The sequence below is a fragment of the Thalassococcus lentus genome, from assembly GCF_028023555.1.
In the GTDB taxonomy this organism is placed as follows: domain Bacteria; phylum Pseudomonadota; class Alphaproteobacteria; order Rhodobacterales; family Rhodobacteraceae; genus Thalassococcus_A; species Thalassococcus_A lentus.
Genome location: NZ_JAQIOY010000004.1, coordinates 207,276 through 230,670, shown reverse-complemented (window position 1 = coordinate 230,670; position 23,395 = coordinate 207,276). Strand labels below are relative to the sequence as shown.

Genomic DNA, 23,395 nt, shown 5'->3' with positions numbered 1-23,395 from the left:
TTTGTTGGTTGTTATTGGTCTTGTTGTTGGGCCCCAGCCTAGTGCGGGAAGGGCCAGATGATAAGCTTTTCTCGGATCAGGCGCCAAAGCTGGTTCAACCCGTGCGGCTCCACGATCAGGAAAAACACGATCAGCGAACCAACGATCATGATGTTCAGGTGCTCGACCATCGCAGAGCTGATCGACAGCCCAAGAGCCCCCGGCAGCAGGTTCAGAACAACCGGCAGGCCGACAATCAGGATCGCCCCCAGATAGTTACCGAGCACTGATCCCAATCCACCGATAATCGCGATGAAGAGCACCTGAAACGACAGCGGAATGTCGAACAGGTTCGGCTCGGCTGCGCCCTTCCACATGAAGACATACAGCGCGCCTGCCACACCGACGATATAGCTGGAGATGGCAAAGGCGGTCAGTTTGGACTTCATCAGGTTGATGCCAATCAATTCCGCCGCGATATCCATGTCACGCGTCGCCTTCCACGTCCGGCCCAGCGTGCCGCGTGTCAGGTTGATGCAAAGCATGGTCATAAGCGCAACGATGCCCAACACCACATAGTACTGAACCATGCTGTCGGCCTGCGGCCCGGTCACGTAAACGCCAAAAATATCGAGGTTAGGCACCTGGATCGCACCGGATGCGTTGTAGTTGTAAAGCCAGGCCCATTTCTCAAAGAGCCAGACCAGAAAGAACTGCGCCGCAAGCGTGGCAATCGCAAGGTAGAAGCCCTTGATCCGCAGACTGGGGATGCCAAACATCACGCCGACACCGGCGCTGAAAAAGCCTGAAAGCAGGATCGCTACGATCGGGTTCATCCAAGGCATCAAGGTAACCATCTTGTAGCAGGCATAGGCTCCGACCCCCATGAAGGCCCCGGTTCCCAGACTCAGCTGGCCGGCAAAACCCGTCAGAATGTTCAAACCCAGCGCCGCCAGCGCATAGATCATCACCGGAATGAGCATTGTCTGAAACGCAAATTCACTGGCTGTCAGAGGAAAGATCACCAAGGCAAACAACATGATGATGCCCAGCAAAAAGGCATCCTGCTTGACTGGGAACAGCGCCTGATCGGCCTCGTATGAGGTCTTGAACTGACCTGCGGTTCTGTAAAGCACTAGCGCGCCTCCCTTTTGGTATTCTCTGTTTCGCCCACCCGGCAAACGGCCGGTGTCACGGACTGTCTATGGCTACAAAACGGTGACATCATTTGAACCGTTCCTTGCTGTCGCTGCGTTTGCCCGGCAAACCCATTGTCCAGAACTGCGTCATGGCCCGAAGTCCGGTTGCAGTCATATCAGCCGAAGTCTGCATCATGGTGTTCATGACCCGCATCTGGGCCGTCAGAATGCCACGCGCGATCTCGTCCACATCAGTATCCTCGCCCAAACCATTGGCCCCGCGGGCCAGATCGGCCGTCTCGGGGCGGCTGTTTGGTGTCGGCCTGCTGGCTGTACCGGTTTTTCTCTTGGTGTTCATGTCAGCCCCCCAGCCCCTCGTCCAATTCAAAGCGTGCGCGGCTTGCCGAAGGCTTGGCATATCCAATCTGCTCGGTATGCCTCACGATCCAGAACCACGCCCACATCCCGAGCCCGGCTCCGACTGCTGCCAATGCAACTGCGGTCACCATCCGGCCCGCTTCACCGGCATCCGACGTCAAAGCAAGATAACCAAAGGCCCAAAAGCCAGACCATGCGACGACATTCAGAATTGCGATCATTTTTGCCATTTGCGGTGTTCCCCTCAGCAGTCAAGACTGCCACTCGTTCATCGAATGCAGCGCGCTCCGCGCTGCTCTAGACCCTTTCGATGATGCGTTCTCCAAACAGACCCTGCGGACGGAAAAGCAGCACCACCAGCGCCAGGACAAAGGCAAACCATGTCTCGGTATTGCCGCCCAGCAATGGTTGGCCCCAATAGATTTCGAACAGCTTTTCAAGAATGCCGATCATCAAACCGCCAACGATTGCGCCCGTGATCGATTCAAGCCCGCCCAACATCAGAACCGGCAACGCTTTGTAGGCAATGACCTCAAGGGCAAAGCTGACACCCGCCCGCGCGCCCCAGGCAATGCCCGTGACCAACGCGATGATGCCGGCAATGAACCAGACAAGAACCCAGATTGTCTGCAGGCTGATACCCACAGACAGGGCCGCCTGGTGATCATCCCCCAGCGCCCGGATCGCACGGCCCATGCGCGTGTAATTCAGGAACGCCAGCAATGCGCCAACCAACAGTGTCGCAACGATCACAACGGTGATGTCCAGATGTTGCAGGATCAACAGCCCGCCAAAGGGCTCCAACACCGTATCACCAGTGGGAATGCCCAGTTCGGCCGTGATCATCTGTTTGTTTTCACCGCCAAAGATCGTCTCGCCAAAGCCAATCAGAAACAGCGTGATCCCGATTGTGGCCATGAACAGAATGATATCAGGCTGCCCCACCAGAGGTCGAAGCACGACCCGTTCGATCGTGACGGCAAGCACGAACATCACCCCAAGCGTCAGCGCGACACTGATCCAGGCGGGAACCCCATAGGCATGCAGCCCCACCAGCGTCAGCGCCGCGAACACCACCATGATGCCCTGCGCAAAATTGAAAATCCGCGACGAGCGGAAGATCAACACGAACCCCAAGGCAATCAGGGCATAGAGGATGCCCGAGACAAGTCCCTCCCACAGCACCTGCATCAGGAAATCCGGCGCGGCGACCATGTCCACGAACGGGTTGATAAAGATATCGCTCAGCATGGCGCCCCCTTTGCAACGGCGTCCACGCGCCCTGCACCGTCAATGATTGTCTTGTGAATACTGTGCTCCATCAGTGCGATACCCCCAGATACGCGTCGATCACATCCTGATTTCCGCGCACCTCATCTGGCGTGCCGTCACCGATCTTCTTGCCATAGTCCATGACGACCACGCGATCGCTCAGGTCCATGACGACACCCATGTCGTGCTCGATCAAGGCGATCGTTGTGCCGAATTCGTCGTTCACATCGAGGATAAAGCGGCTCATGTCCTCTTTCTCTTCAACGTTCATCCCCGCCATGGGCTCATCCAGCAGCAGGATCGACGGCTCGGCGGCCAGCGCCCGCGCCAGTTCGACCCGCTTCTTGAGACCATATGGCAGACGGCCGACCGGCGTTTTCCGGATATTCTGGATCTCAAGAAAATCGATGACTTTCTCGACCTTTTCGCGGTTCGCGATCTCTTCGTCCCGCGCCTTACCCCACCAAAGCGCCTGACTGAAAACACCGGCCTTCATATGGGTCAGACGCCCGGTCATGACGTTGTCCAGAACGCTCATGCCTTCAAAAAGGGCGATGTTCTGAAACGTCCGAGCCACCCCCATGCGAGCCACTTCAAAAGGCTTCATCGGCGGGCGCTTGGCCCCCTTGTACCAAAGCTCTCCAATAGTCGGTGTGTAAAACCCGCTGATGATATTCAGCATCGACGACTTCCCGGCACCATTGGGTCCGATGATCGCGCGGATTTCCCCTTCCCGAATATCAAAAGAGATATCGTTGATCGCGGTTACCCCGCCAAACTTCAGGGTAATGTCACGCATCTCCATCAACACGCCACCAATCTGGCGTCCGTCTTCGGTGACGTACCCTTCGCTAGTATCCAGCATCACGCACCCTGCTTCTTCTTTTGAAAAATACGCATAGAACCACCCGCCTCACAGGCTGCAGGTCCACCCGCAAAAGCACCTGCGGGATGGCGGGCGGGGCGATGTTCGCAGAACAAGCGGCCCGTCATTCCGCTGCCATCCTTTGACCCGCCGGCACCACCTTTGCGTCGCGGATCTCAAGCGTCGCGGTGATCTTGCCCTTACGACCATCTTCATAGGTCACTTCGGTCTCGGTATAGATCTCATTGGACCCGTCATAGAGCGCGTTCACCAGATCTTCGAATTTCTCGCCGATGATCTTGCGGCGCACTTTGCGGGTGCGGGTCAGCTCCCCGTCATCCGCATCCAGTTCCTTGTGCAGAACAAGGAACCGGTGGACCTGACAGCCGGATAGCATTTCATCCTGTGCCACGCTTTCGTTGACCGCTTCGATATGCTCCTGAATTGCACCCAGAACCTGCGGATGACCCGCCAGTTCCTGATAGGACGCATAGGCAATGTTGTTGCGTTCGGCCCAGTTCCCAACCGCCGTCAGATCGATGTTGATAAAGGCAGTGCAGCGGTCTCGGCCCGCGCCAAAGACCACGGCTTCCAGAATGTTGGGATAAAACTTCAGTTTGTTTTCAACATACTTGGGTGCAAACATGCCCCCATCAGCCATTTTGCCCACATCCTTGGCCCGGTCGATGATCCGCAGATGCCCGGTCGCATCTTCGATAAAGCCCGCGTCCCCCGTGGCCACCCAACCTTCAGGGTCTTTGGTGTCGGCGGTGCTTTCGGCGTTTTTGTAGTACTCCACAAATGTTCCCGGCGAGCGGTAGTACACCTCACCATTGTCGGCGATACGCAGTTCGACGCCTGGTGCAGGAACGCCCACGGTATCGCTACGCACCTCGCCATCCGGCTGGATGGTGATAAAGACCGAGGCCTCTGTCTGACCGTACAGCTGTTTGAGGTTGATGCCCAAAGACCGATAGAAATCAAAGATTTCCGGGCCAATCGCTTCACCGGCCGTATAGCCCACGCGCACCTTTGAGAACCCCATTGCATTCTTGAGCGGGCCGTAGACCAGAAACTCGCCCAGACGGTATTTCAGACGGTCCAGCCCATTGACACTTTCCCCATCCAGAATAGCCGGCCCGACCTTGCGCGCATGTTCCATGAAGTATTTGAACATCCGCTGCTTGAGCGGGCTCGCATCTTCCATCCGGATCATGATCTGCGTCAGCTGTGTCTCGAACACGCGGGGCGGAGCAAAGTAGTAGCTCGGGGCGATTTCGCGCAGATCGGTCATCAGTGTATCCGCCGATTCCGGGCAATTCACGCAAAAGCCTGTCCAATAGGCCTGACCGATGGAAAAGATGAAATCGCCCACCCAAGCCATGGGCAGATAAGCCAACACCTCGTCGTCACGGCGCAGATTGTCGAATTCCGAACTGCTTTTGCCACTCTCGATGATGTTGCGGTTGGACAGAACCACCCCCTTGGGTTTGCCCGTCGTGCCCGAAGTATAGAGCATCACGCAGGTGCTGTCGTAGTCCAGCTCAGCCTGCCGGCGTTCCAGTTCCGGTGCAAATTCATCCCGCGCTGCGCAGCCCTGTTCCTGTACGTGGCTGAACTGGTGCAACTGGCTGTGATCATATTTACGCAGGCCCCGTGGGTCGACGTAGATCATATGCTCGAACTGTTGCAGTTGATCCTGGATTTCGATGACCTTGTCGACCTGTTCCTGATCGGCGGCGATGACGAAGCGTGCCCCACAATGGCTCAGCACGTATTCCATTTCTTCGGCCACAGCGTCCTGATAGAGCGGAACCGGAACTGCACCTACCATCTGAGCCGATACCATCGACCAGTACAGCGATGGACGATTGCGACCGATGATGGCGATGTAATCGCCTTTGTTGACCCCAAGGTTCAACAGCCCGAGCGCCAGCGCTTCGATTTCCTCGGCAGCTTCGGCCCAGGTCCAGCTTTGCCAGATCCCAAATTCCTTTTCGCGATAGGCCGGGCAGTCGCCAAAAGCCTTCGCGTTGCGGTGCAACAAAGCCGGAACCGAACGCAGTCCCTCTGCGCCCTCAGACAAGTACCCCAAAATTCTCCTCCCTTTGCCTTTCAGGCCTAAGCCATCGGCATAACCCATTTTCCGGGTAGATCGCTAATATTTCGCGATTCTTACGCGTAGTTGACCAAGGAGAAGCGTCACGGTCAACGCAATAATATTATTTATTAGTGCTGCATCAAATGCAGAGTGTTGCGCTACGGGTTTCGGGCAGCCGATTTAGACGACGATCAAACCACGGCTGAGCGCTCGTGCGACAGCATGGGTTGTGTTCATCGCACCCAGTTTGAAACGTGCGCTTTCCACGTAGACGCGCAATGTGTGTTCCGAGATCGATAATGTATCTGCGGCCTGCGCGCGGCTGTATCCGATGGCCAGCATCGTCATGGCTTCAACCTCTCGTGGGGACAGGGTCGGCGCCGGTTCGGGCGTGCGCCCCGGTTCCAGGTCCAGCGCCTTTTGATTGAAGTAGTGCGCCATCAGGATCAGGTCGCGCCGGCTGCTTTCGGTGAAAACCTCCCACGCCTCGTCGGAACAGGTCGTGCTGACGGTGAAAAGCGCGAACTGCCCGTTCGGGCCACGGATCGGGATCGAAAACCCCTGATTGCCGACCCCATGCGCAATCGCATCACTCAGAAAGGCACGGGCTGCCTTGCCGGACCAGTCCAACCGTTTCCAATCGACCGGATGGAACCGCTGGTAGCACCCCTGCACCACCGGATCGATCCGCAGATAACCCTTTTCCAGATAGCGAGCGACCCAAACAGGGTCATACGTGCCGCAACCGTATTGTTCGCCGGAACTGCTGACCCAGTGATAAACGATGTGATCAACACCGAGCCGGTCCCGCAGTTCGGTTATGACAGCTTGCAACTCATCAAGCGTTTCCGCGCACTCCAGTCGCCCGATCAATGTGTCGAGCTGCGGTATGCTCCCCAATAATCCCAAGAGGCTTTCCCTTCCCAAGGGACGTCATTTCAGCCTGGGCAACAAATGTTGCATCTTCGAGCTGAGCCGCCAAAGACGGCAGCCCGTTCGCGCGCGCAAAGGTCTTCAGGTCTGTCAGTACGTCCAGTATCCAATCTTGTCCCATGGAAAGCCTCGCTCAGATTTAGTTAACGATGAATTAATACAACCATAACATGCGGTGATTTTGGTTAACATTCGCGTAATTCTCCTCCCCAATTCTGGGGAGGGAGCAAATCGGAATGCATTGAATTTGAATAAAACGCCCCCAAAACGGAAACACCCGCGTCGCTCTTTGCGATTCGCGGGTGTTCCAATTTCGCCTTTTGCCGTGTCACACGGCGGGCTTGTTTACTTGCGCGCTTCGAGCGCGTCTTCAAGTGTCCGCAGGCCGGTTGTTGGGGCCTGAACCAGAACCGACATGTTGCCCGGCTTGTGTTCATTGCGCAGCATCTTGGTATGGGCCTGCGGAATTTCGTTCCACGGGAACACCTCGGACATGCACGGATCCAGACGGCGCTCGACCATCAGGTGGTTCGCGGCCGAGGCCTGCTTGAGATGGGCAAAGTGGCTACCCTGAAGGCGCTTTTGGTGCATCCAGGTGTACCGCACGTCAAAGGTACAGTTGAAACCGGTCGTACCTGCGCAGATCACAACCATGCCGCCCTTTTTGCAAACGAGGTTCGAAACCGGGAAAGTTGCCTCACCGGGATGTTCGAACACCATGTCAACGTTGTTGCCCTTGCCGGTGATTTCCCAGATCGCCTTGCCAAAGCGGCGCGCTTCTTTGAACCACGTGTTGTATTCCGGCGTGTTGACGGTTGGCAGTTGACCCCAGCAGCTGAAGTCTTTGCGGTTGATGACGCCCTTGGCACCCATATCCATGACGAACTGGCGCTTGTCTTCGTCCGAGATCACGCCAATCGCGTTTGCACCGGCCGTGTTTGCCAGCTGGATCGCATAAGATCCCAGACCACCCGAAGCACCCCAGACCAGAACGTTCTGACCGGGCTTGAGGTCGTGCGGCGCGTGGCCGAACAACATCCGGTATGCAGTGGCCAGTGTCAGCGTGTAGCAGGCGCTTTCTTCCCATGTCAGGTGCTTGGGACGCGGCATCAACTGCTGCGCTTGCACCTTGGTGAACTGGCTGAAAGAGCCATCCGGAGTCTCGTAGCCCCAGATACGCTGGCTGGGTGACATCATCGGGTCACCACCGTTGCATTCTTCGTCGTCGCCGTCGTCCTGATTGCAGTGGATCACGACCTCGTCGCCGACTTTCCAGCGAGTCACTTTCTCGCCGACTTTCCATACGATCCCAGAAGCATCCGAACCGGCAATATGGTACGGCGCGCCATGCCCATCAAAGGGGCTGATCGGCTGACCCAGACCGGCCCAGACACCGTTGTAGTTCACGCCCGCAGCCATAACCAGAACCAGCACTTCATTGCTGTCGATTTCCCAGGTGTCTACGACTTCCTGCTCAAAGCTCTGCTCAGGCTCACCGTGGCGTTCGCGGCGGATCGCCCAAGCATACATTTTTTTGGGCACGTAACCCAGCGGCGGCATCTCACCGATCTCATACAGATCTTTTTCGGGCGCATCGTACTGTGCGATGCCGTTTTGAACGTCCAGAGCCATGATGGGCCTCCTGTAATTGCGTGCCGTAGAGTGGGCGTTCTGCGCTGCAGAATCGAATTGATGGGGAACGAATACGCGCCACAAAGTAACATTGCAACCGTTTTGCACCCCATTTTGTAATTTTATAACCCCGCAACCGCAGAATACCCTTCGCGCGCGCGGCATTTTTTGTCTCAGGTCCACAGGTTACCTGTTCCGATCGCCCTTTACCTCGTGCAGGCGGCTGCCTAGGCTGCCGGAAACAGGAAAGGCTCACCATGGCAACCGGCAAGAATATTCGGACCTATTTCAACGGCCAATGGCACGATGGCGACGCCATGATCATGCGCGCCGGTGATCACGGTGCGTGGTTGGGTTCATCGGTGTTTGATGGTGCCCGCCGCGTTCAGGGAAAGACACCGGATTTGCAGGCACATTGCGCGCGTGTGAACCGTTCGGCCGAGGCCTTGATGATCACGCCAACCGTGACGACAGAAGACATGGTGCAAATCGCGCTCGAAGGGCTTTCGGCCTATTCAGATGATGCCGCCGTTTATATTCGCCCAATGTATTGGGGCATCCATGGAGACGCGTCAGCCATTGTTCCAAGCAAGGCCGAAACCGGTTTTGCCTTGTGTCTCGAAGAAATCCCAATGGCACCGGACACCGCATCTGTAACGCTTGGTCGCACCCAGTTCCGCCGTCCTGTGATGGAAGACGCCGTGGTCAATGCCAAGGCCGGATGCCTCTACCCCAACAATGCCCGCATGCTCGCCGAGGTGCGCGCACGCGGTTTTGGCAATGCGTTGGTGGCAGATGCCATGGGCAATGTCGCAGAAAGCGCGACCGCCAATGTCTTTATGGTCAAGGACGGTGAGGTTTTCACCCCCATCGCCAACGGCACGTTCCTTGCGGGCATCACACGGGCGCGGCACATGACAAATATGCGTGCCGACGGAATGAACGTGCATGAATGTGTTCTGAGCTTTGAAGATTTCGAACAAGCTGATGAAATCTTCTTGTCGGGGAACATGAACAAAGTCACAGCTGTGACAGGGTTCGAAGACATTTCCTACCAGTCTGGCCCGATCACCAAGAAAGTCCGTGAGATGTATTGGGATTGGGCCGCTTCGTCGCCAGTCTAAGCAGAGCGCGCAACCGCCCGGGAACATTCCGGCAGCCGCCGTCTGGTTCTGGCCTTTGGGTTCTGGCCTGTGGGTCCTTGCCACTGCCTGAACCCTCGGTCATGATTGCAGCCAAGGGAGATCGCCATGCGCAAGTTTCTAGTCGTGCTCGATGACAGCCGTGAATGCCTGAATGCCATGCGCTTCGCGGCGATGCGCGCGTCTCATACCGGTGGCGGCGTCGCTGTCCTGTCGGTTATCCCGCCCGATGAGTTCAACCATTGGATCGGCGTCGGGGAAGTGATGCGGGAAGAAGCGCGCGAACGTATTCATGCCCATTTCGAGGTCTTTGCCAAATGGATGCGCGACAAACAGCACGTTGATCCCGAGCTGATCATTCGCGAAGGCGACGCGGTGCCCGAGATCATCGCCCATGTTCAGGGCGACCCTGAGGTTGGCGTGCTTGTTCTGGGCGCGGCCTCGGACAAAAAGGGCCCGGGCCCGCTGGTCACCCAACTGACCAAGAACTCTGGTTCTTTGCCGATCCCGATCACGATCGTGCCCGGCGATCTGAGCAAGGAACGGCTTGAAGCCATCACCTAAGCCTTCACAAAGCAAGTTTAGAACCGTTCCAATCCTTGACGCTGGCCCCTGCCGAGCGCATATTCCACCTGACCCCAGAAAAGGTGCGATCCAGATGTTCATTCAAACAGAATCCACGCCAAACCCGGCAACGCTCAAATTCCTGCCCGGCCAGACTGTTCTGGAAATGGGCACAGCGGATTTTCCGAGTTCCGATGCCGCCTCGGCTTCGCCGCTCGCGCAGCGGCTGTTTTCCGTCGAAGGTGTGACCGGCGTGTTTTTCGGAACCGATTTCGTCACCGTTACAAAAGAAGACAGTCAGGACTGGGATCACCTGAAACCAGCCATTCTGGGCGCGATCATGGAGCATTTCCAATCGGGCCAGCCTGTCATGGCCGATGGCGCTGCACAGGCCGGTGGTCATGCCGAACACAGCGGCGAAAACGCCGAGATCGTCGGCCAGATCAAAGAGCTGCTCGACAGCCGTGTCCGTCCGGCAGTCGCGCAGGACGGCGGCGACATCACCTTCCACGGATTTGAGCGTGGAGTCGTTTACCTGCACATGCAAGGCGCATGCGCAGGGTGTCCTTCGTCGACCCTGACGCTGAAGATGGGCATTGAAAACCTGCTGCGTCACTACATCCCCGAAGTGACCGAGGTGCGCCCGGTCGCGGTGTAATGTCCGATCAGGCCGAACAGTTTACAGCGCGCTGCTATTGCGGCGCGCTTTTTCTATCCATGAGCGGGCCAGCGGATCCGGTATGCTATTGCCACTGCAAGGATTGCAAACGGTGGACGGGCGCCGCTGCCCCGGCTTTTGCCACCTTTGACCCGACCGTTGTGCGCTGGCATCCTTCTGAGCCGGAACCCTTTGTCACCACGACCGGTGTTCAACGGTGGACCTGCCAGACCTGCGGATCAGCTATGGCTGCGCGCTTCGACTACCTGCCCGATCAGGTCTATGTTCCGCTGGGTGTGATAGACCAGATCGAGAGACTTGCACCCACCCTGCACTGCCATGCGGAATCGCGGCTGGCTTGGCTCGACGAATCCTGCAAACTACCAGAGCATAGTGGCTCTGGCCGCGACGCCTTGATGCGCGGCCAAGATTGACGGGCACGTCATGACCGAAAAAACAATCGTGGAAAACGTGAATCACCCCGGCCACACCGAACGTGTGGACAGCGCGAAATACTATGCGATCCGGAACCTGATGCTGCAGGCCCTTCCCAAAGGCCCACCCGGCATGACGGCGGCCCAGATCAAGCAGGCCCTGTTGCCGAACGTCCCGCAGGATTTGTTCCCGGAGGGCAAAGCACTGGGCTGGTGGGCAAAGACAGTGCAATTGGATCTGGAAGCCAAAGGGCTGGTGCAACGTGCCGCGACGCGACCTCTGACGTTCTTTGGAACGGAATGACAGTGTTGCGCCCGTTCAGGCACAAGGTCATAAGCGCCCCATGATCCTGGGTTTTGACACATCAGGCCGCTACATCAGCGCCGCACTTTGGGACGGGACAGAAATCGTTGCGGACCGCTACGAGGAGATGGCTCGCGGTCAGGCGGAACGGTTGTTTCCGCTGCTCGACGAATTGCTGACTGATGCCGGACAAACGCTGCAAGATCTGAGTGCGATCGGGGTGGGAACGGGCCCCGGAAATTTCACCGGGATTCGTCTGGCCGTATCCGCTGCACGCGGCTTGGCGTTGTCTTTGGGCGTTCCCGCAGTTGGCGTGAACCTGCTCGAAGCGCTGGCCCTTGGATCGCAAAACCCGGTTTTGGCCTGTTTGGATGCGCCTCGTGACGCAGTTTATGTTCAAGGGTACGGCACAGCGACCCCTATTCAACCGCAGCAAATCAATGCCGCCGAGGTTCCCTTGGGCTGGTCTGAAACGGGACTGACCTGCATCGGCTCGGGCGCCGAGGCAGTGGCCGAGCGGTTAGGCGCGACAGTGTCACCCGCAGCATTTGCACCCGGTTTGGCCATTGCCCGCATTGCTGCGCAACGCTGGCATGACGATCCAGCGCGCCCGGCGCCATTCTATCTGCGCGCTGCAGATGCCGCCCCGTCCAAGGAACAGGGACCCGTTATTCTGGATCACAACGCATGATCACACCTGAACGCCCCGATCCGCAAAGGCTCGCGCGGGTGCATGCGGCGTGCTTTCCCGACGCACCGTGGAGCGCGGATGATATTACATCTTTTCTGGACAAGGACGGAGTGCTTTGGGTCACAACGCCAGACTCCGCCGGATTTGTCTTACTTGGAACGGTGCCGCCCGAAGGTGACATTCTGACGATTGCCGTAGACCCGGCTGTTCAGCGTGAAGGCCACGCGACACAGCTGCTGCATCAGCTTTTCCAGCTTTGCGAGAGCCGTGGGATCGAAACCTTGTTCCTGGAGGTTGGCGCGGACAACACCGCGGCCCGTGCGCTTTATGAAAAAACGGGTTTTGCCGAGGTCGGTCGCCGTAAGGGATATTACGGCAAGGCGGATGGCACGCGTCAGGACGCGTTGATCCTCAAACGAACAATCGAGACGCAAACGAACCCAACGTAAGCCGGTTCGCAGATGCAAAATATCAAGAATCGGTTGCCATCCCCGTCCGGCGCGGCCTTAATTGCTGCATCGCGAAGAGGCGGCCGCTTCAGGCCGCCCAAAACCATCTGGGAGCAAACCATGACATTCTTTGCAAAGACCCTAGGCACTGTTGCTGCTCTGGCCCTTTCGGCCGGTGCTGCACTGGCCGATCCAGCCCTGATCTACGACTTGGGCGGCAAGTTCGACAAATCCTTCAACGAAGCAGCCTTCAACGGCGCTCAGCGTTGGGCCGAAGAAACCGGTGGCTCCTACCGTGATATCGAACTGCAGTCCGAAGCACAGCGTGAGCAGGCCCTGCGCCGCTTTGCCGAAGCGGGCTTCAACCCGGTTGTGACAACCGGCTTCTCGATGTCTTCCCCGATTGCGGCCGTCGCAGCTGACTACCCTGACACCAAGTTCGTCACCATCGACGGATTTGTTGATCCCGGCGAGCACCCCAATGTTCTGTCGATCCTTTTCTCTGAGCACGAAGGATCGTACCTCGTTGGCATGATGGCCGCGCAGGCGTCCACCTCCGGCACAATCGGTTTTGTCGGCGGTATGGACATTCCGCTGATCCGCAAATTTGCTTGCGGCTATGCGCAGGGCGCCAAGGCGGTTAACCCCGACGCAACCGTTATTGCGAACATGACCGGTACAACACCAGCCGCGTGGAATGACCCGGTCAAAGGGTCCGAACTGGCCAAGGCACAGATCAGCCAAGGCGCTGACGTGATCTTTGCTGCTGCTGGCGGCACCGGTCTGGGTGTTCTGCAAACCGCAGCAGACGAAGGCATCCTGTCGGTCGGCGTAGACAGCAACCAGAACTACCTGCATCCGGGCAAGGTTCTGACGTCCATGCTCAAGCGTGTGGACGTAGCTGTGTTCGAATCCATGACGCAAGGTGCAGATCTGGAAACCGGTGTCAAAGTTCTTGGCCTGGCACAGGAAGGTGTCGGCTATGCACTGGATGACAACAACGCCGCTCTGGTCAGCGACGACATGAAAGCAGCCGTAGACGCGGCCCGCGAGCAGATCATCGCAGGTGACCTCGCGGTTCACGACTACACCAGCGACGACAGCTGCCCGGCGCTGAATTTCTAAAATACCACGATTTGTGGCATAGTGCGGGTCGCGCCAGCAGGCGCGGCCCGTTTTGGTTTTGTAGAGCAGGGTTGGCTCATGCTACGTCGTGACTTTTTAAGATCTGGGTTGGTGGCCGGAGCCTTTGGCCTGTGCTTTTCGAACAAAGCCTCTGCCGCGACGGATGGCTTTTATGTTCCGGCGGAACATGCACCGCACGATTTCACTTTGATGCAATGGCCTGCAAGCCGCTTTGTCTATACGGACGCCAACGAACTGGCCGAGGTACAGGCAACCATTGCCCGGATCGCTTCGACGATCTCTGAGTTTGAACCTGTCGTACTGTTGGCGCACGCTGATCTGCACAGCGAGATTCGGCCTCAACTGCCGAGTGCCGTCACCCTATGGGATATCCCGACCGAGGACCTTTGGGCCCGTGATTCCGGACCATTGTTCGCCCGTGATGCACAGGGAAATCTCGCGATCCGGCACATCCGGTTTAACGGCTGGGGCAGCAAGCAGGTGCATCAGAACGACAGCCAAATCGCCGAGCGCGTTGCAAACAGGCTGGACGTGCCCTTGCTGCAATCCACCCTGACAGGAGAGCCCGGCGGCGTCGAACAGGACGGGACCGGAACCTTGATCGCGCACGAAAGCTCGTGGCTGAATGACAATCGCAATCCATCCATGACGCTCGAACAGATTAGTGACGCATTGTTAGAAGCTTACGGGGCAAAGCGTATCCTGTGGGGGCCCGGTGTTTACGGATTGGACATCACCGATTTCCACATTGATTCACTGGCACGGTTTTCTCGTCCGGGCGTCGTGCTGATGACCCTCAGCGAAATGGAAACGGGTGAAGACCCCTTTCATGACGCTGCCGCCGAAATGTTTGATATTCTGAATGATGACAAAGACTTGCAGATCGAAGTTCTGCCAGAACCTGAAACGCCAAGACTACGTGAACTGGACGCCGTAACCGCCTATGCAAACTTCTATGTTTGTAATGGCGCCGTCATCGCCCAGCAATTTGGCGATCCGGAAACCGACAGCATCGCAAAGGACGCGTTGCAGCGGCATTTCCCCGAGCGCGACGTGATCATGCTGAACGCCGATCCGCTGGCCCGGATCGGCGGCGGGGTGCATTGTGCCACGCGTGAAGTGCCCGCCGTCTGAGCGCAATCGCGGTCGACGCTGCGGAAAGCGTTCAAGTGGTGTTGCGCAGCCCGGTCAAGCGCGTAAACTCGCCCCAAGCCATCGACTCCCTCCCTGCCAGCCGGAGCCCCCGACATGACCACCACAGCCCCCGCCATCGAGCTCAAGGGCATATCCAAAGCCTTTGGCCCCGTGCAGGCAAACAAAGACATCTCGATCCGCGTCATGCCCGGAACGATCCACGGTATTATTGGCGAAAACGGGGCCGGAAAATCGACACTGATGTCGATCCTCTACGGCTTTTACAAAGCGGACGCCGGTGAGATCTTTATCGGCGGGAAAAAGACGGAAATCCCCGACAGCCAGGCCGCCATCGCCGCCGGCATCGGCATGGTATTCCAACACTTCAAACTCGTGCAGAACTTCACCGTTCTTGAGAACGTCATCTTAGGTGCAGAAGATGGCGGATTGCTGAAACCGTCGCTGGCCAAAGCCCGCGGCGTGCTCAAACATCTGGCCGAAGAGTACGAGCTGAATGTCGATCCGGACGCGTTGGTCGAAGACCTTTCAGTTGGGCATCAGCAACGCGTGGAAATCCTCAAGGCGCTTTATCGCGAAGCGGACATCCTGATCCTCGATGAACCAACCGGTGTGCTAACACCTGCCGAGGCGGATCACCTGTTCCGCATTCTTGAAGGGCTGCGCGCCGAGGGCAAAACCATTATTCTCATCACGCACAAGCTGCGCGAGATCATGGACATCACCGACACGGTCAGTGTCATGCGACGCGGCGAGATGACCGCGACCGTCAAGACATCCGAAACATCCCCCGAAGAACTTGCCGAGCTTATGGTGGGCCGCAAAGTGCTGCTGCGTGTCGACAAAGTTGCCGCAACGCCCGGCGCGCCTGTGCTTGAGGTCGAAAACTTGCGACACACGGACAGCAGCGGTGTTGAACGGCTCAAAAGCATCTCTCTCAATGTTCGGGCTGGCGAGATTCTCGGGATTGCGGGTGTTTCCGGAAACGGGCAGTCCGAACTGCTTGAAGTACTGGGCGGGTATCGAGACGCGACCGGGACGGTGCGTGTGAATAGTCAGGACATTGACCTGACCGGGCGCTATTCCGACGGACAAAGCCGCCGCGCCCGTGGCATCGCACATGTACCCGAAGACCGGCAGCACGAAGGGCTGATCATGCCCTATACTGCGTGGGAAAACACGGTGTTCGGCTATCACCGCGACCCGTCCTGGCAAAAAGGCCTTCTGATGGACAACGCTGCCATCAAGGCCGAGGCCGCTGCCAAGATGGAGCGGTTTGACGTGCGACCACCGAATCCGAACCTTGCTGCTCGCAATTTTTCAGGTGGCAACCAGCAAAAGGTCGTGCTGGCCCGCGAAATCGAGCGCAACCCCGAGGTACTGCTGATCGGTCAGCCCACACGCGGGGTTGATATTGGTGCAATTGAGTTCATCCACCAGCAAATCGTTGCGCTGCGCGACAGTGGCAAGGCCATCTTGCTGGTTTCAGTCGAGTTGGACGAAATCATGTCGTTGTCAGACCGGATTGCCGTCATGTTCGACGGTCAAATCATGGGCGAACGGCTTCCGTCGGAAACAGACCAGACAGAACTGGGCCTGTTGATGGCCGGTGTCACCGAGATGCCAGCGCGGGCGTCGACTGGGCAATCGAACGGGGCGGAGGCGCAGACATGATCAACTGTCCGACACACCCCGCCCCCAAGCAGGAGCAACATCATGGATAGAATGCCTGCTTGGGCCGACGCAGTCCTCGTCCCTCTGATTTCAATTATTCTGGCGGCGTTCCTGTCTGCATTGGTGATCCTCGCGATCGGGGAAAACCCCATTGAGGCCTTCAAGCTTATGGTCGAAGGCGCGCTGATGAAATCCAGCGGTTGGGGCTACACGCTCTATTACGCAACGAACTTCATGTTCACCGGTCTGGCGGTCGCGGTCGCTTTCCATGCGCGCATGTTCAACATCGGTGGCGAAGGTCAGGCAATGATCGGCGGTCTCGGGGTTGCGCTGGTCTGTCTCTATATCCCGTTTCCGCACTGGGCATTGGCCTTGATCGCCGCAACACTGGGCGCGGCAGTCTTTGGGGCGGCCTGGGCCTATATTCCGGCAATCCTGCAGGCCAAACGCGGCAGTCACATCGTGATCACCACGATCATGTTCAACTTTATCGCGGCCGCGGTGCTCAACTATGTGCTGGTGAACATGCTGCGCCCCAAAGGCGCTATGGAGCCAGCAACCGCCGGCTTCCCCGAAGCCACGCATCTACCCACATTCTTTGACATGTTCGGCAGCCCGGAAAACCCGCTTTTCCGTTCCGCACCCGCCAATGTCACTTTCTTCATCGCTGTCGCGGCCTGTATCGCTGTTTGGGTTCTGATTTGGCGCACGCGTCTAGGCTATGAAATCCGCGCCTTTGGCCATTCGGAAACAGCAGCCAAATATGCCGGGATTTCCCCGACCCGTATCATCGTTATAACGATGCTGATCTCAGGTGGACTGGCTGGGCTTATGGCGCTGAACACCACCATGGGTGAAGCAGAACGGCTGGTTCTGAATGCGCCCGAAGGGGCTGGCTTCATCGGGATCGCAGTCGCGCTGATGGGTCGGTCGCATCCATTTGGCGTGTTCCTTGCCGCGCTGCTCTTTGGGTTCTTGTATCAGGGCGGGGCTGAACTGGCCTTTTGGGCCAACATCCCGCGTGAACTGGTCACGGTGATCCAAGCCTTGGTCATCCTCTTTACCGGCGCATTGGACAACATGGTGCGCATGCCGCTCGAACGCCTGTTTCTCGCCCTGCGGAAGGATAGCTGACATGGATCTCGACACCATCATCCAGGTATTGGACAGCACTATCCGCCTGAGCACCCCTTTGCTGCTGGCCTGTCTTGCTGGTCTTTTTTCGGAACGCGCAGGGATATTTGACATTGGCCTCGAAGGCAAAATGCTCATGTCGGCCTTTTTCTCGGCGGCGGTTGCATTCACCACCGGATCTGTCTGGCTGGGACTTCTGGCTGGCGTCGCCGCGTCCTTGGTCATGAGCGCCATTCACGGGCTAGCGTCGATTACCTTCCGCGGCAACCAGCTGATCTCTGGCGTGGCGTTGAATTTTCTCGCTTCGGGAATGACGGTGCTGATCGCGCAGGACTGGTTCAGTCAAGGCGGGCGTACGCCTTCGCTTATCGGGGCGGGGCGGTTTTCAGAAATCACCTTGCCACTGGCGGAAACATTCAGACCCATTCCAGTCTTTGGGCCCATCTACGCCGACCTGATTTCAGGCCATTCAATCCTTGTCTACGTCGCCTTCGCCTGCGTTCCGCTGACATGGTGGGTTCTGTTCCGTACGCGTTTTGGCCTGCGGCTGCGTGCAGTTGGCGAAGCACCCGAAGCGGTGGATACAGCAGGAATTTCAGTGACTGGCCTGCGGTTTGCCGCAGTCATGATCTGCGGTGTGCTCTGCGGCATTGCCGGGGCCTATCTGGCCACAGGCCTTCAGGCCGGGTTCGTGCGTGAAATGACAGCAGGCCGCGGCTACATCGCGCTGGCGGCGCTGATCTTTGCCAAGTGGCGGCCATGGTACGCCATGGGAGCTTGCCTTCTGTTTGGCTTCCTTCAGGCCATCGCACTGCGCTATCAGAATATCGATCTGGGTGCCTTTACCGTACCCGTTCAGTTCATGGATGCCCTGCCCTACATTCTGACCGTGGTTATTCTGGCAGGCTTTGTCGGCAAGGCTATCCCTCCACGCGCAGGCGGCGAGCCCTACGTCAAGGAACGGTGATCTGTCAGGTCGTTGCCATCGTAAATCAATAGGTCCAGTTTCACTGGCCTCATAAGTCCTAAGCCAGACTGCGGCTTTGCTGCACTTGCAAAAGCACGAAGCTTAGGACTAGGAAGAGCCATGCAGGTCTACCTCCCCATTGCCGAGGTATCGGTCAACGCCTTTCTTTTGCTAGGCCTCGGTGGACTTGTGGGCATCCTTTCGGGAATGTTTGGCGTCGGTGGCGGGTTCCTGATGACGCCCCTGCTGTTCTTTATCGGCATTCCCCCGGCCGTGGCCGTTGCCACCGAAGCCAACCAGATCGTTGCTTCGTCTTTTTCCGGGGTCCTAGCGCACTTGAGGCGAAAAACCGTCGATCTCAGGATGGGGACGGTGTTGCTGATTGGCGGCCTCATTGGCGCTGCCCTTGGCGTCATGGTGTTCAACTACCTGAAATCGCTGGGCCAAGTCGATTTGCTGGTTAAGCTTTGCTACGTCGTTTTCCTAGGCATTATTGGCGGCTTGATGTTCATCGAGAGCCTGAATGCCCTGCGCAAATCCAAGAGCGGCGCAGTACCCAAACGCAAAAAGCACACGTGGATTCACAAGCTGCCCCTGAAAATGCGGTTCCGCACTTCCGGGCTCTATATTTCGGTGATCCCGCCTTTACTGGTCGGTGTGGCGGTCGGCGTTCTTGCTGCAATCATGGGTGTCGGCGGCGGCTTTATCATGGTTCCCGCGATGATCTACCTGTTGGGCATGCCCACCAAGGTTGTGATCGGAACCTCGCTGTTTCAAATCATCTTTGTGACCGCTTTCACCACGCTGCTTCACGCAACCACCAACTACACCGTCGACGTGATGCTGGCTGTCCTTTTGTTGGTCGGCGGCGTCATCGGAGCGCAGATCGGCGCGGTGCTGGGCGCCAAGCTCAAGGCCGAACAGCTGCGCATTTTGCTGGCGATCATGGTGCTGGCCGTGTGCGGGAAGCTGGCCCTTGATTTGTTGCTGCAGCCATCCGAGTTGTTCTCAATTGGAAGCGGAGGCCACTGATGCGCCTTCTGCTTGTTCTGCTGACGCTTTTTGCCCTGCCGCTTCGCGCAGAAGAAGTCGTGCTGGGTCTAAGTCAGGATAGCGTTTCCATCTCGACCAATTTTGATGGCTCTGAAATCCTGATCTACGGCGCGATCAAGCGTGAAGCACCGATCCCCGATGGCGACCCCCTGCAGGTTATCATCGCTGTTGCCGGTCCTTCGCAGGCGCTGACCGTACGGCGCAAGGAGCGCAAGTTTGGCATCTGGGTCAATACAGATGCTGTGGAAGTGGACGCAGCGCCCTCGTTCTACGCCATCGCGACCTCCGCCCCTTGGGACGAGGTGATTTCGGACACCGAGGATCTGCGGCATCGCGTTTCAATTCCGCGTGCTATCCGCTCCGTTGGCTCGGAAATTTCAAATTCCCAGAGCTTTACCGATGCCGTGATCCGCATCCGGACAAAGTCTGAGCAATACCAGTTGCGCGAAAGTACCGTGCGCTTACGGCAGGACACGCTGTTTGACACCGCAATCGCTATGCCAGCTAACCTGACAGAAGGCGAATACCCCACACGCATATTCCTGACGCGCGGTGGGCAGGTGGTGTCGACCTTTGAGACCGAGATCGATGTCCGCAAGGTCGGTCTGGAACGTTGGCTCTATGCGCTGTCGCGGCAGCAACCACTGCTTTATGGCCTGATGTCTTTGGCGATCGCCATCGCAGCGGGCTGGGCCGCATCTGCTGCATTCCGCGTGTTGCGTTCGGGCTAAAGCCAGACTGCCGGGCTTGCATCTGCGCCTTAGGGCCGCCACCAATGGTCTTACCACGCCTAAACGCACAGCAAGAGACAGCCCGCCATGACGCGACAGCCCCCCGGAACCCGCGCGCAGTATCATGACTTTCGCATCATGCCGACCCGCTGGATGGACAACGATGAATACGGCCACATGAACAACGCGACCTATCTGTCACTGGTGGATACCGCCGTATCGCTTTGGCAGATGGATCAGGGACTGACCATTCGTGGGGCGGATGCCTTGCATTTTCTCGTTGTTGAATCGGGATGCCGCTACCATGCCGAAGTCGGTTTCCCGGACGAAATTCATGCCGGGATTCGGATCGCGCATCTGGGCCGGTCATCCATGCGATTTGAAGTTGGCCTGTTCCGAAATACCGATGACCAAGCCAGCACAGAAGCATTCTTTACGCAGGTCTATACCCAGCATGGCAGCCCTGCCCCGATCCCAGACCACGCTCGAAAGGTTTTCCAAACCATATTGGTTTGACGGACGCATCGGATATGGCAACAGCCAAAAGAAAAACGCCCGCTGACATCAGCGGGCGTTTCACTATTCTGGTCTCTGGCCGCCTTAGCGACGAATACCCAGACGTTTGATCAGGTCCTGATAGCGGGCCTCATCTTTTGCCTTGGTGTAGTCCAGCAGCTTACGACGCTGAGCAACCAACTTAAGAAGACCACGACGCGAGTGGTTGTCTTTCTTGTGGGTTTTGAAGTGCTCAGTCAGAGTGGAAATACGGCTGGTCAGGATGGCCACCTGCACTTCAGGCGAACCAGTGTCGCCTTCTTTGGTGGCGAATTCCTTCATCAGACGCGCTTTTTCTTCCGGCGTAATCGACATCGGGGTCTCCTTTCAAATCAAAGGGTTATGGCACAAGCCGGGATGTCGTCCAGCAAAGCCCATGGAGTATCTGTTCGTGCGATTGCGCGAACGGATGCGCGCGTATAGGCGATTCAGTTCCGTTTGCAAAGGGGGGTTAGGCCAGATTGGTCGCTTCAAGCCCTTGGATCAGCCAAGCGATAGCGCCTGTGCCGTGCTTTCGCCAACGAGCACCACAGCGTCCAAACCCGGCGCATCTGCGGTCGGCAGGGTGGAAACCACATGCCCGTCGAGAACAATTTCCGAGATGTTTGGATCATCTGCTGACAGTCGGATATCCAGTTCTGGTTCATCATTGGTACTGTCGTCATAGACGATCATGATCTGATCCTCGGCACTGTCGAAATCGACTAGTTCCGCGGCATCACCCGTGATCCAATGGCCCAGCACCATGGTGTCTGCGCCATCACCGCCGCTTACGACATCAGCCGTTCCAATCGCAATGGTATCGGCCCCGTCTGCCCCGTTGAGAAAGTCCATGCCATCTGCATCGGTACCGTCTGGGCCACGCTCCACACCGTTGAGCATATCATCGCCCCAACCGCCAAAGAGCGTGTCCTGACCCAGCCCGCCATCCAGTGTGTCTGCCCCTTCCCGGCCAAGCAGCGCATCATCGCCAGCGTCACCATGCAAGGCGTCATCACCAAGCCCGCCCTGAAGCGAGTCGTTTCCATCACCGCCCTGCATCAGGTCAGAACCAGAATGACCGAACAACGCGTCATCCCCGCTGCCGCCAGAAATGGTATCCCAATCGCCTTCGCCATGCAGCGTGTCTGCACCGGCATCGCCTGACAGATTGTCGGCACCAGCACCGCCGACCAATTCGTCATCATCACCACCGCCGGACAGCGTATCGTCACCGTCCGCGCCCCCGAGTAGGTCGGTCTGATCCGTTCCATTCAAAAGATCGTCACCGCTACCGCCTTCTTCGATGCGGCCAGTGCTGTCTTCTTCAACCTGGTCAACCAATCGAAGTTGCTCGAACAGGGATCCCGTAGCGGTCATGTCATCGCCGGCCTGAAGACCGGTGCCGGATGCTTCGCCTGTGCGGTCCATGGAGTCGTCTTCGGGCTCAGGGTCAGCGGTGCTGACGACAGCAACCGACCCAAGAACCATCATCCCGAGAAGACCCGCAAGAAAGAACATAAACCACGCCCTAGGTTTGAAGACCCCTGATTATCCCAGATGGCCCTGTATCAGGCAACGTCATTCGCAGATCTGGGTTAACAGGAGGCTTAATTTGGCTGCGGTGTCTGGATTTCGTCAATCAATCGGGTGGCCCATTCGCCAAGGATGGGAATGAATTCGACCTGTCCAAGCAACAATACGAGAATCGACACCAACGCCGTAGCCCCCAGAACCGATCCCAGACCAAACGCCAGACCGCGAAGAAACTGAAACCACATCAGCGCAAAAACCGAATTGTGGATACGGACAAAGCGGTGATCGTTGAAGCGTTTCACCTCTTCGGTCAGGGCCGTGACGTCCACCTGTGGTCTTTGCTCGTCTGTCATGGATATCGTGCCTCTCGTGGCCATGCCTGCGGCTGGGTATCATAGGATACATACAATGGATGGCGCGGATGGCCGTCTCGGGTCAGGCCCAGATGTCGGACATCACCGGGCAAACGCGGGGCCAGTTCCGCTGCCCGATCCAGCAATGCCCCATGAACGCCCCATGCCGCCAGCGTCATATCCGACTGCTCTGCCCAATCCATCAACAGCGCATCGTTGTCCGAACCGACGGGATCCTTCGCCTTGCGCAGGTCCTGCGGCTTGGTTGCCCGAAACGCGAAAAGGTTGGCAATCCGAAGCGCACCAAATCCAAGCGCAACAGCGCGCCTTTGACACCGTTCGATTGTCGGATCGTTGCGTTCTTCGGTAGCCGTCGAAGGGTTCAACATCACATAGAGCAACGAAGGCCCGTCGCTCCAACGGCGCTCTAGGCCGTAGCGGTAGGCCTCGCAAGACGAGTACCATGCCCTGCTGGTCTGATCCTGGTTCTGATGCGCCCGTTCTATCATTCCCGCACGCTACGCAAGGCCCGCGCCATTGACAATATCGCACCACTGAGGCCCCTTTGACGCAA

Annotated in this window: 27 protein-coding genes; 15 read left to right on the top strand and 12 right to left on the bottom strand. The window is 57.6% G+C overall.

What is annotated here, in order from left to right; all coding sequences use genetic code 11:
* Window positions 1-38: 38 nt before the first annotated feature.
* The 8 genes from PFY00_RS13835 to ccrA form a co-directional block, all read right to left on the bottom strand.
* Window positions 39-1,115 carry a branched-chain amino acid ABC transporter permease gene (locus tag PFY00_RS13835; protein ID WP_271433162.1) on the bottom strand — a complete coding sequence of 359 codons (1,077 nt, stop codon included), beginning with the start codon at window positions 1,113-1,115 and terminating at the stop codon, window positions 39-41.
* Between the two features lie 88 nt (window positions 1,116-1,203).
* On the bottom strand, window positions 1,204-1,476 hold the full coding sequence (locus PFY00_RS13830) for a hypothetical protein (RefSeq protein ID WP_271433161.1): 273 nt from the start codon (window positions 1,474-1,476) through the stop codon (window positions 1,204-1,206).
* A gap of 1 nt (window position 1,477) precedes the next feature.
* Complete coding sequence (locus PFY00_RS13825) at window positions 1,478-1,726, bottom strand: hypothetical protein (RefSeq protein WP_271433160.1); 249 nt, start codon at window positions 1,724-1,726, stop codon at window positions 1,478-1,480.
* A 67-nt stretch (window positions 1,727-1,793) separates the two neighbouring features.
* On the bottom strand, window positions 1,794-2,747 hold the full coding sequence (locus PFY00_RS13820) for a branched-chain amino acid ABC transporter permease (RefSeq protein WP_271433159.1): 954 nt from the start codon (window positions 2,745-2,747) through the stop codon (window positions 1,794-1,796).
* A 70-nt stretch (window positions 2,748-2,817) separates the two neighbouring features.
* A complete protein-coding gene (locus PFY00_RS13815) occupies window positions 2,818-3,633 on the bottom strand; it encodes an ABC transporter ATP-binding protein (RefSeq protein WP_271433158.1) in 816 nt (271 codons plus the stop codon).
* A 124-nt stretch (window positions 3,634-3,757) separates the two neighbouring features.
* Window positions 3,758-5,719, bottom strand: coding sequence for an AMP-binding protein (locus PFY00_RS13810; protein ID WP_271433212.1), 1,962 nt, complete (start codon window positions 5,717-5,719; stop codon window positions 3,758-3,760).
* A 195-nt stretch (window positions 5,720-5,914) separates the two neighbouring features.
* Window positions 5,915-6,607, bottom strand: a complete 693-nt coding sequence (locus PFY00_RS13805) for a helix-turn-helix transcriptional regulator (protein WP_408648467.1) — start codon at window positions 6,605-6,607, stop codon at window positions 5,915-5,917.
* Between the two features lie 405 nt (window positions 6,608-7,012).
* The gene (gene ccrA, locus PFY00_RS13800) at window positions 7,013-8,299 is read right to left on the bottom strand and encodes a crotonyl-CoA carboxylase/reductase (RefSeq protein ID WP_271433157.1); all 1,287 of its coding nucleotides are present in this window, start codon (window positions 8,297-8,299) and stop codon (window positions 7,013-7,015) included.
* Between the two features lie 257 nt (window positions 8,300-8,556).
* On the opposite strand from ccrA, the gene PFY00_RS13795 reads away from it, so the two are divergent.
* The 15 genes from PFY00_RS13795 (at window position 8,557) to PFY00_RS13725 (ending at window position 20,914) form a co-directional block, all read left to right on the top strand.
* Window positions 8,557-9,423, top strand: coding sequence for a branched-chain amino acid aminotransferase (locus PFY00_RS13795; RefSeq protein WP_271433156.1), 867 nt, complete (start codon window positions 8,557-8,559; stop codon window positions 9,421-9,423).
* A gap of 126 nt (window positions 9,424-9,549) precedes the next feature.
* Entirely contained in the window at window positions 9,550-10,005 is a 456-nt protein-coding gene (locus tag PFY00_RS13790; RefSeq protein WP_271433155.1) for a universal stress protein, read from the top strand.
* A 94-nt stretch (window positions 10,006-10,099) separates the two neighbouring features.
* A complete protein-coding gene (locus tag PFY00_RS13785; protein WP_271433154.1) occupies window positions 10,100-10,663 on the top strand; it encodes a NifU family protein in 564 nt (187 codons plus the stop codon).
* Complete coding sequence (locus PFY00_RS13780) at window positions 10,663-11,097, top strand: GFA family protein (RefSeq protein ID WP_456300438.1); 435 nt, start codon at window positions 10,663-10,665, stop codon at window positions 11,095-11,097. Before PFY00_RS13785 ends, PFY00_RS13780 begins: the two co-directional genes overlap by 1 nt.
* Before the next feature lie 10 nt (window positions 11,098-11,107).
* Window positions 11,108-11,401: a DUF6958 family protein gene (locus PFY00_RS13775; RefSeq protein ID WP_271433152.1), complete on the top strand. Its 294-nt coding sequence runs from the start codon at window positions 11,108-11,110 to the stop codon at window positions 11,399-11,401.
* Window positions 11,402-11,441: 40 nt separating this feature from the next.
* A complete protein-coding gene (tsaB, locus tag PFY00_RS13770) occupies window positions 11,442-12,092 on the top strand; it encodes a tRNA (adenosine(37)-N6)-threonylcarbamoyltransferase complex dimerization subunit type 1 TsaB (RefSeq protein WP_271433151.1) in 651 nt (216 codons plus the stop codon).
* On the top strand, window positions 12,089-12,541 hold the full coding sequence (gene rimI / locus PFY00_RS13765; protein WP_271433150.1) for a ribosomal protein S18-alanine N-acetyltransferase: 453 nt from the start codon (window positions 12,089-12,091) through the stop codon (window positions 12,539-12,541). Before tsaB ends, rimI begins: the two co-directional genes overlap by 4 nt.
* A gap of 120 nt (window positions 12,542-12,661) precedes the next feature.
* Window positions 12,662-13,666, top strand: coding sequence for a BMP family lipoprotein (locus PFY00_RS13760; RefSeq protein ID WP_271433149.1), 1,005 nt, complete (start codon window positions 12,662-12,664; stop codon window positions 13,664-13,666).
* A 78-nt stretch (window positions 13,667-13,744) separates the two neighbouring features.
* Window positions 13,745-14,821: an agmatine deiminase family protein gene (locus tag PFY00_RS13755; protein WP_271433148.1), complete on the top strand. Its 1,077-nt coding sequence runs from the start codon at window positions 13,745-13,747 to the stop codon at window positions 14,819-14,821.
* A gap of 114 nt (window positions 14,822-14,935) precedes the next feature.
* Window positions 14,936-16,513: an ABC transporter ATP-binding protein gene (locus tag PFY00_RS13750; protein ID WP_271433147.1), complete on the top strand. Its 1,578-nt coding sequence runs from the start codon at window positions 14,936-14,938 to the stop codon at window positions 16,511-16,513.
* Window positions 16,514-16,555: 42 nt separating this feature from the next.
* A complete protein-coding gene (locus PFY00_RS13745) occupies window positions 16,556-17,647 on the top strand; it encodes an ABC transporter permease (RefSeq protein WP_271433146.1) in 1,092 nt (363 codons plus the stop codon).
* A gap of 1 nt (window position 17,648) precedes the next feature.
* Window positions 17,649-18,614 (top strand): ABC transporter permease, encoded by a 966-nt coding sequence (locus PFY00_RS13740; RefSeq protein WP_271433145.1) that lies wholly within the window; start codon window positions 17,649-17,651, stop codon window positions 18,612-18,614.
* 120 nt (window positions 18,615-18,734) lie between these two features.
* Entirely contained in the window at window positions 18,735-19,646 is a 912-nt protein-coding gene (locus PFY00_RS13735; protein ID WP_271433144.1) for a sulfite exporter TauE/SafE family protein, read from the top strand.
* The gene (locus PFY00_RS13730; protein WP_271433210.1) at window positions 19,643-20,398 is read left to right on the top strand and encodes a TIGR02186 family protein; all 756 of its coding nucleotides are present in this window, start codon (window positions 19,643-19,645) and stop codon (window positions 20,396-20,398) included. Before PFY00_RS13735 ends, PFY00_RS13730 begins: the two co-directional genes overlap by 4 nt.
* Before the next feature lie 87 nt (window positions 20,399-20,485).
* The gene (locus PFY00_RS13725; protein WP_271433143.1) at window positions 20,486-20,914 is read left to right on the top strand and encodes an acyl-CoA thioesterase; all 429 of its coding nucleotides are present in this window, start codon (window positions 20,486-20,488) and stop codon (window positions 20,912-20,914) included.
* 84 nt (window positions 20,915-20,998) lie between these two features.
* Here the strand turns inward: PFY00_RS13725 and rpsO are convergent, their stop codons facing one another.
* The 4 genes from rpsO to PFY00_RS13705 all read right to left on the bottom strand — a co-directional run bounded on the left by rpsO (window position 20,999) and on the right by PFY00_RS13705 (window position 23,330).
* Window positions 20,999-21,268 carry a 30S ribosomal protein S15 gene (rpsO, locus tag PFY00_RS13720; RefSeq protein WP_271433142.1) on the bottom strand — a complete coding sequence of 90 codons (270 nt, stop codon included), beginning with the start codon at window positions 21,266-21,268 and terminating at the stop codon, window positions 20,999-21,001.
* A 168-nt stretch (window positions 21,269-21,436) separates the two neighbouring features.
* Window positions 21,437-22,453, bottom strand: coding sequence for a calcium-binding protein (locus tag PFY00_RS13715; RefSeq protein ID WP_271433141.1), 1,017 nt, complete (start codon window positions 22,451-22,453; stop codon window positions 21,437-21,439).
* A gap of 89 nt (window positions 22,454-22,542) precedes the next feature.
* Entirely contained in the window at window positions 22,543-22,821 is a 279-nt protein-coding gene (locus tag PFY00_RS13710) for a DUF5665 domain-containing protein (protein ID WP_271433140.1), read from the bottom strand.
* A complete protein-coding gene (locus PFY00_RS13705) occupies window positions 22,818-23,330 on the bottom strand; it encodes a DUF1643 domain-containing protein (protein ID WP_271433139.1) in 513 nt (170 codons plus the stop codon). Before PFY00_RS13705 ends, PFY00_RS13710 begins: the two co-directional genes overlap by 4 nt.
* Window positions 23,331-23,395 lie beyond the last annotated feature (65 nt).

Coding starts and splice junctions, on each gene's coding strand:
- PFY00_RS13780 (WP_456300438.1), top strand. CDS start 10,663: ATGTCCGATCAGGCCGAACAGTTTACAGCGCGCTGCTATTGCGGCGCG.
- PFY00_RS13710 (WP_271433140.1), bottom strand. CDS start 22,821: ATGACAGACGAGCAAAGACCACAGGTGGACGTCACGGCCCTGACCGAA.
- tsaB (WP_271433151.1), top strand. CDS start 11,442: ATGATCCTGGGTTTTGACACATCAGGCCGCTACATCAGCGCCGCACTT.
- PFY00_RS13755 (WP_271433148.1), top strand. CDS start 13,745: ATGCTACGTCGTGACTTTTTAAGATCTGGGTTGGTGGCCGGAGCCTTT.
- rimI (WP_271433150.1), top strand. CDS start 12,089: ATGATCACACCTGAACGCCCCGATCCGCAAAGGCTCGCGCGGGTGCAT.
- PFY00_RS13790 (WP_271433155.1), top strand. CDS start 9,550: ATGCGCAAGTTTCTAGTCGTGCTCGATGACAGCCGTGAATGCCTGAAT.
- PFY00_RS13750 (WP_271433147.1), top strand. CDS start 14,936: ATGACCACCACAGCCCCCGCCATCGAGCTCAAGGGCATATCCAAAGCC.
- PFY00_RS13745 (WP_271433146.1), top strand. CDS start 16,556: ATGGATAGAATGCCTGCTTGGGCCGACGCAGTCCTCGTCCCTCTGATT.
- PFY00_RS13815 (WP_271433158.1), bottom strand. CDS start 3,633: ATGCTGGATACTAGCGAAGGGTACGTCACCGAAGACGGACGCCAGATT.
- PFY00_RS13830 (WP_271433161.1), bottom strand. CDS start 1,476: ATGAACACCAAGAGAAAAACCGGTACAGCCAGCAGGCCGACACCAAAC.
- rpsO (WP_271433142.1), bottom strand. CDS start 21,268: ATGTCGATTACGCCGGAAGAAAAAGCGCGTCTGATGAAGGAATTCGCC.
- PFY00_RS13795 (WP_271433156.1), top strand. CDS start 8,557: ATGGCAACCGGCAAGAATATTCGGACCTATTTCAACGGCCAATGGCAC.
- PFY00_RS13825 (WP_271433160.1), bottom strand. CDS start 1,726: ATGGCAAAAATGATCGCAATTCTGAATGTCGTCGCATGGTCTGGCTTT.
- ccrA (WP_271433157.1), bottom strand. CDS start 8,299: ATGGCTCTGGACGTTCAAAACGGCATCGCACAGTACGATGCGCCCGAA.
- PFY00_RS13725 (WP_271433143.1), top strand. CDS start 20,486: ATGACGCGACAGCCCCCCGGAACCCGCGCGCAGTATCATGACTTTCGC.
- PFY00_RS13785 (WP_271433154.1), top strand. CDS start 10,100: ATGTTCATTCAAACAGAATCCACGCCAAACCCGGCAACGCTCAAATTC.
- PFY00_RS13705 (WP_271433139.1), bottom strand. CDS start 23,330: ATGATAGAACGGGCGCATCAGAACCAGGATCAGACCAGCAGGGCATGG.
- PFY00_RS13740 (WP_271433145.1), top strand. CDS start 17,649: ATGGATCTCGACACCATCATCCAGGTATTGGACAGCACTATCCGCCTG.
- PFY00_RS13820 (WP_271433159.1), bottom strand. CDS start 2,747: ATGCTGAGCGATATCTTTATCAACCCGTTCGTGGACATGGTCGCCGCG.
- PFY00_RS13715 (WP_271433141.1), bottom strand. CDS start 22,453: ATGTTCTTTCTTGCGGGTCTTCTCGGGATGATGGTTCTTGGGTCGGTT.
- PFY00_RS13735 (WP_271433144.1), top strand. CDS start 18,735: ATGCAGGTCTACCTCCCCATTGCCGAGGTATCGGTCAACGCCTTTCTT.
- PFY00_RS13775 (WP_271433152.1), top strand. CDS start 11,108: ATGACCGAAAAAACAATCGTGGAAAACGTGAATCACCCCGGCCACACC.
- PFY00_RS13760 (WP_271433149.1), top strand. CDS start 12,662: ATGACATTCTTTGCAAAGACCCTAGGCACTGTTGCTGCTCTGGCCCTT.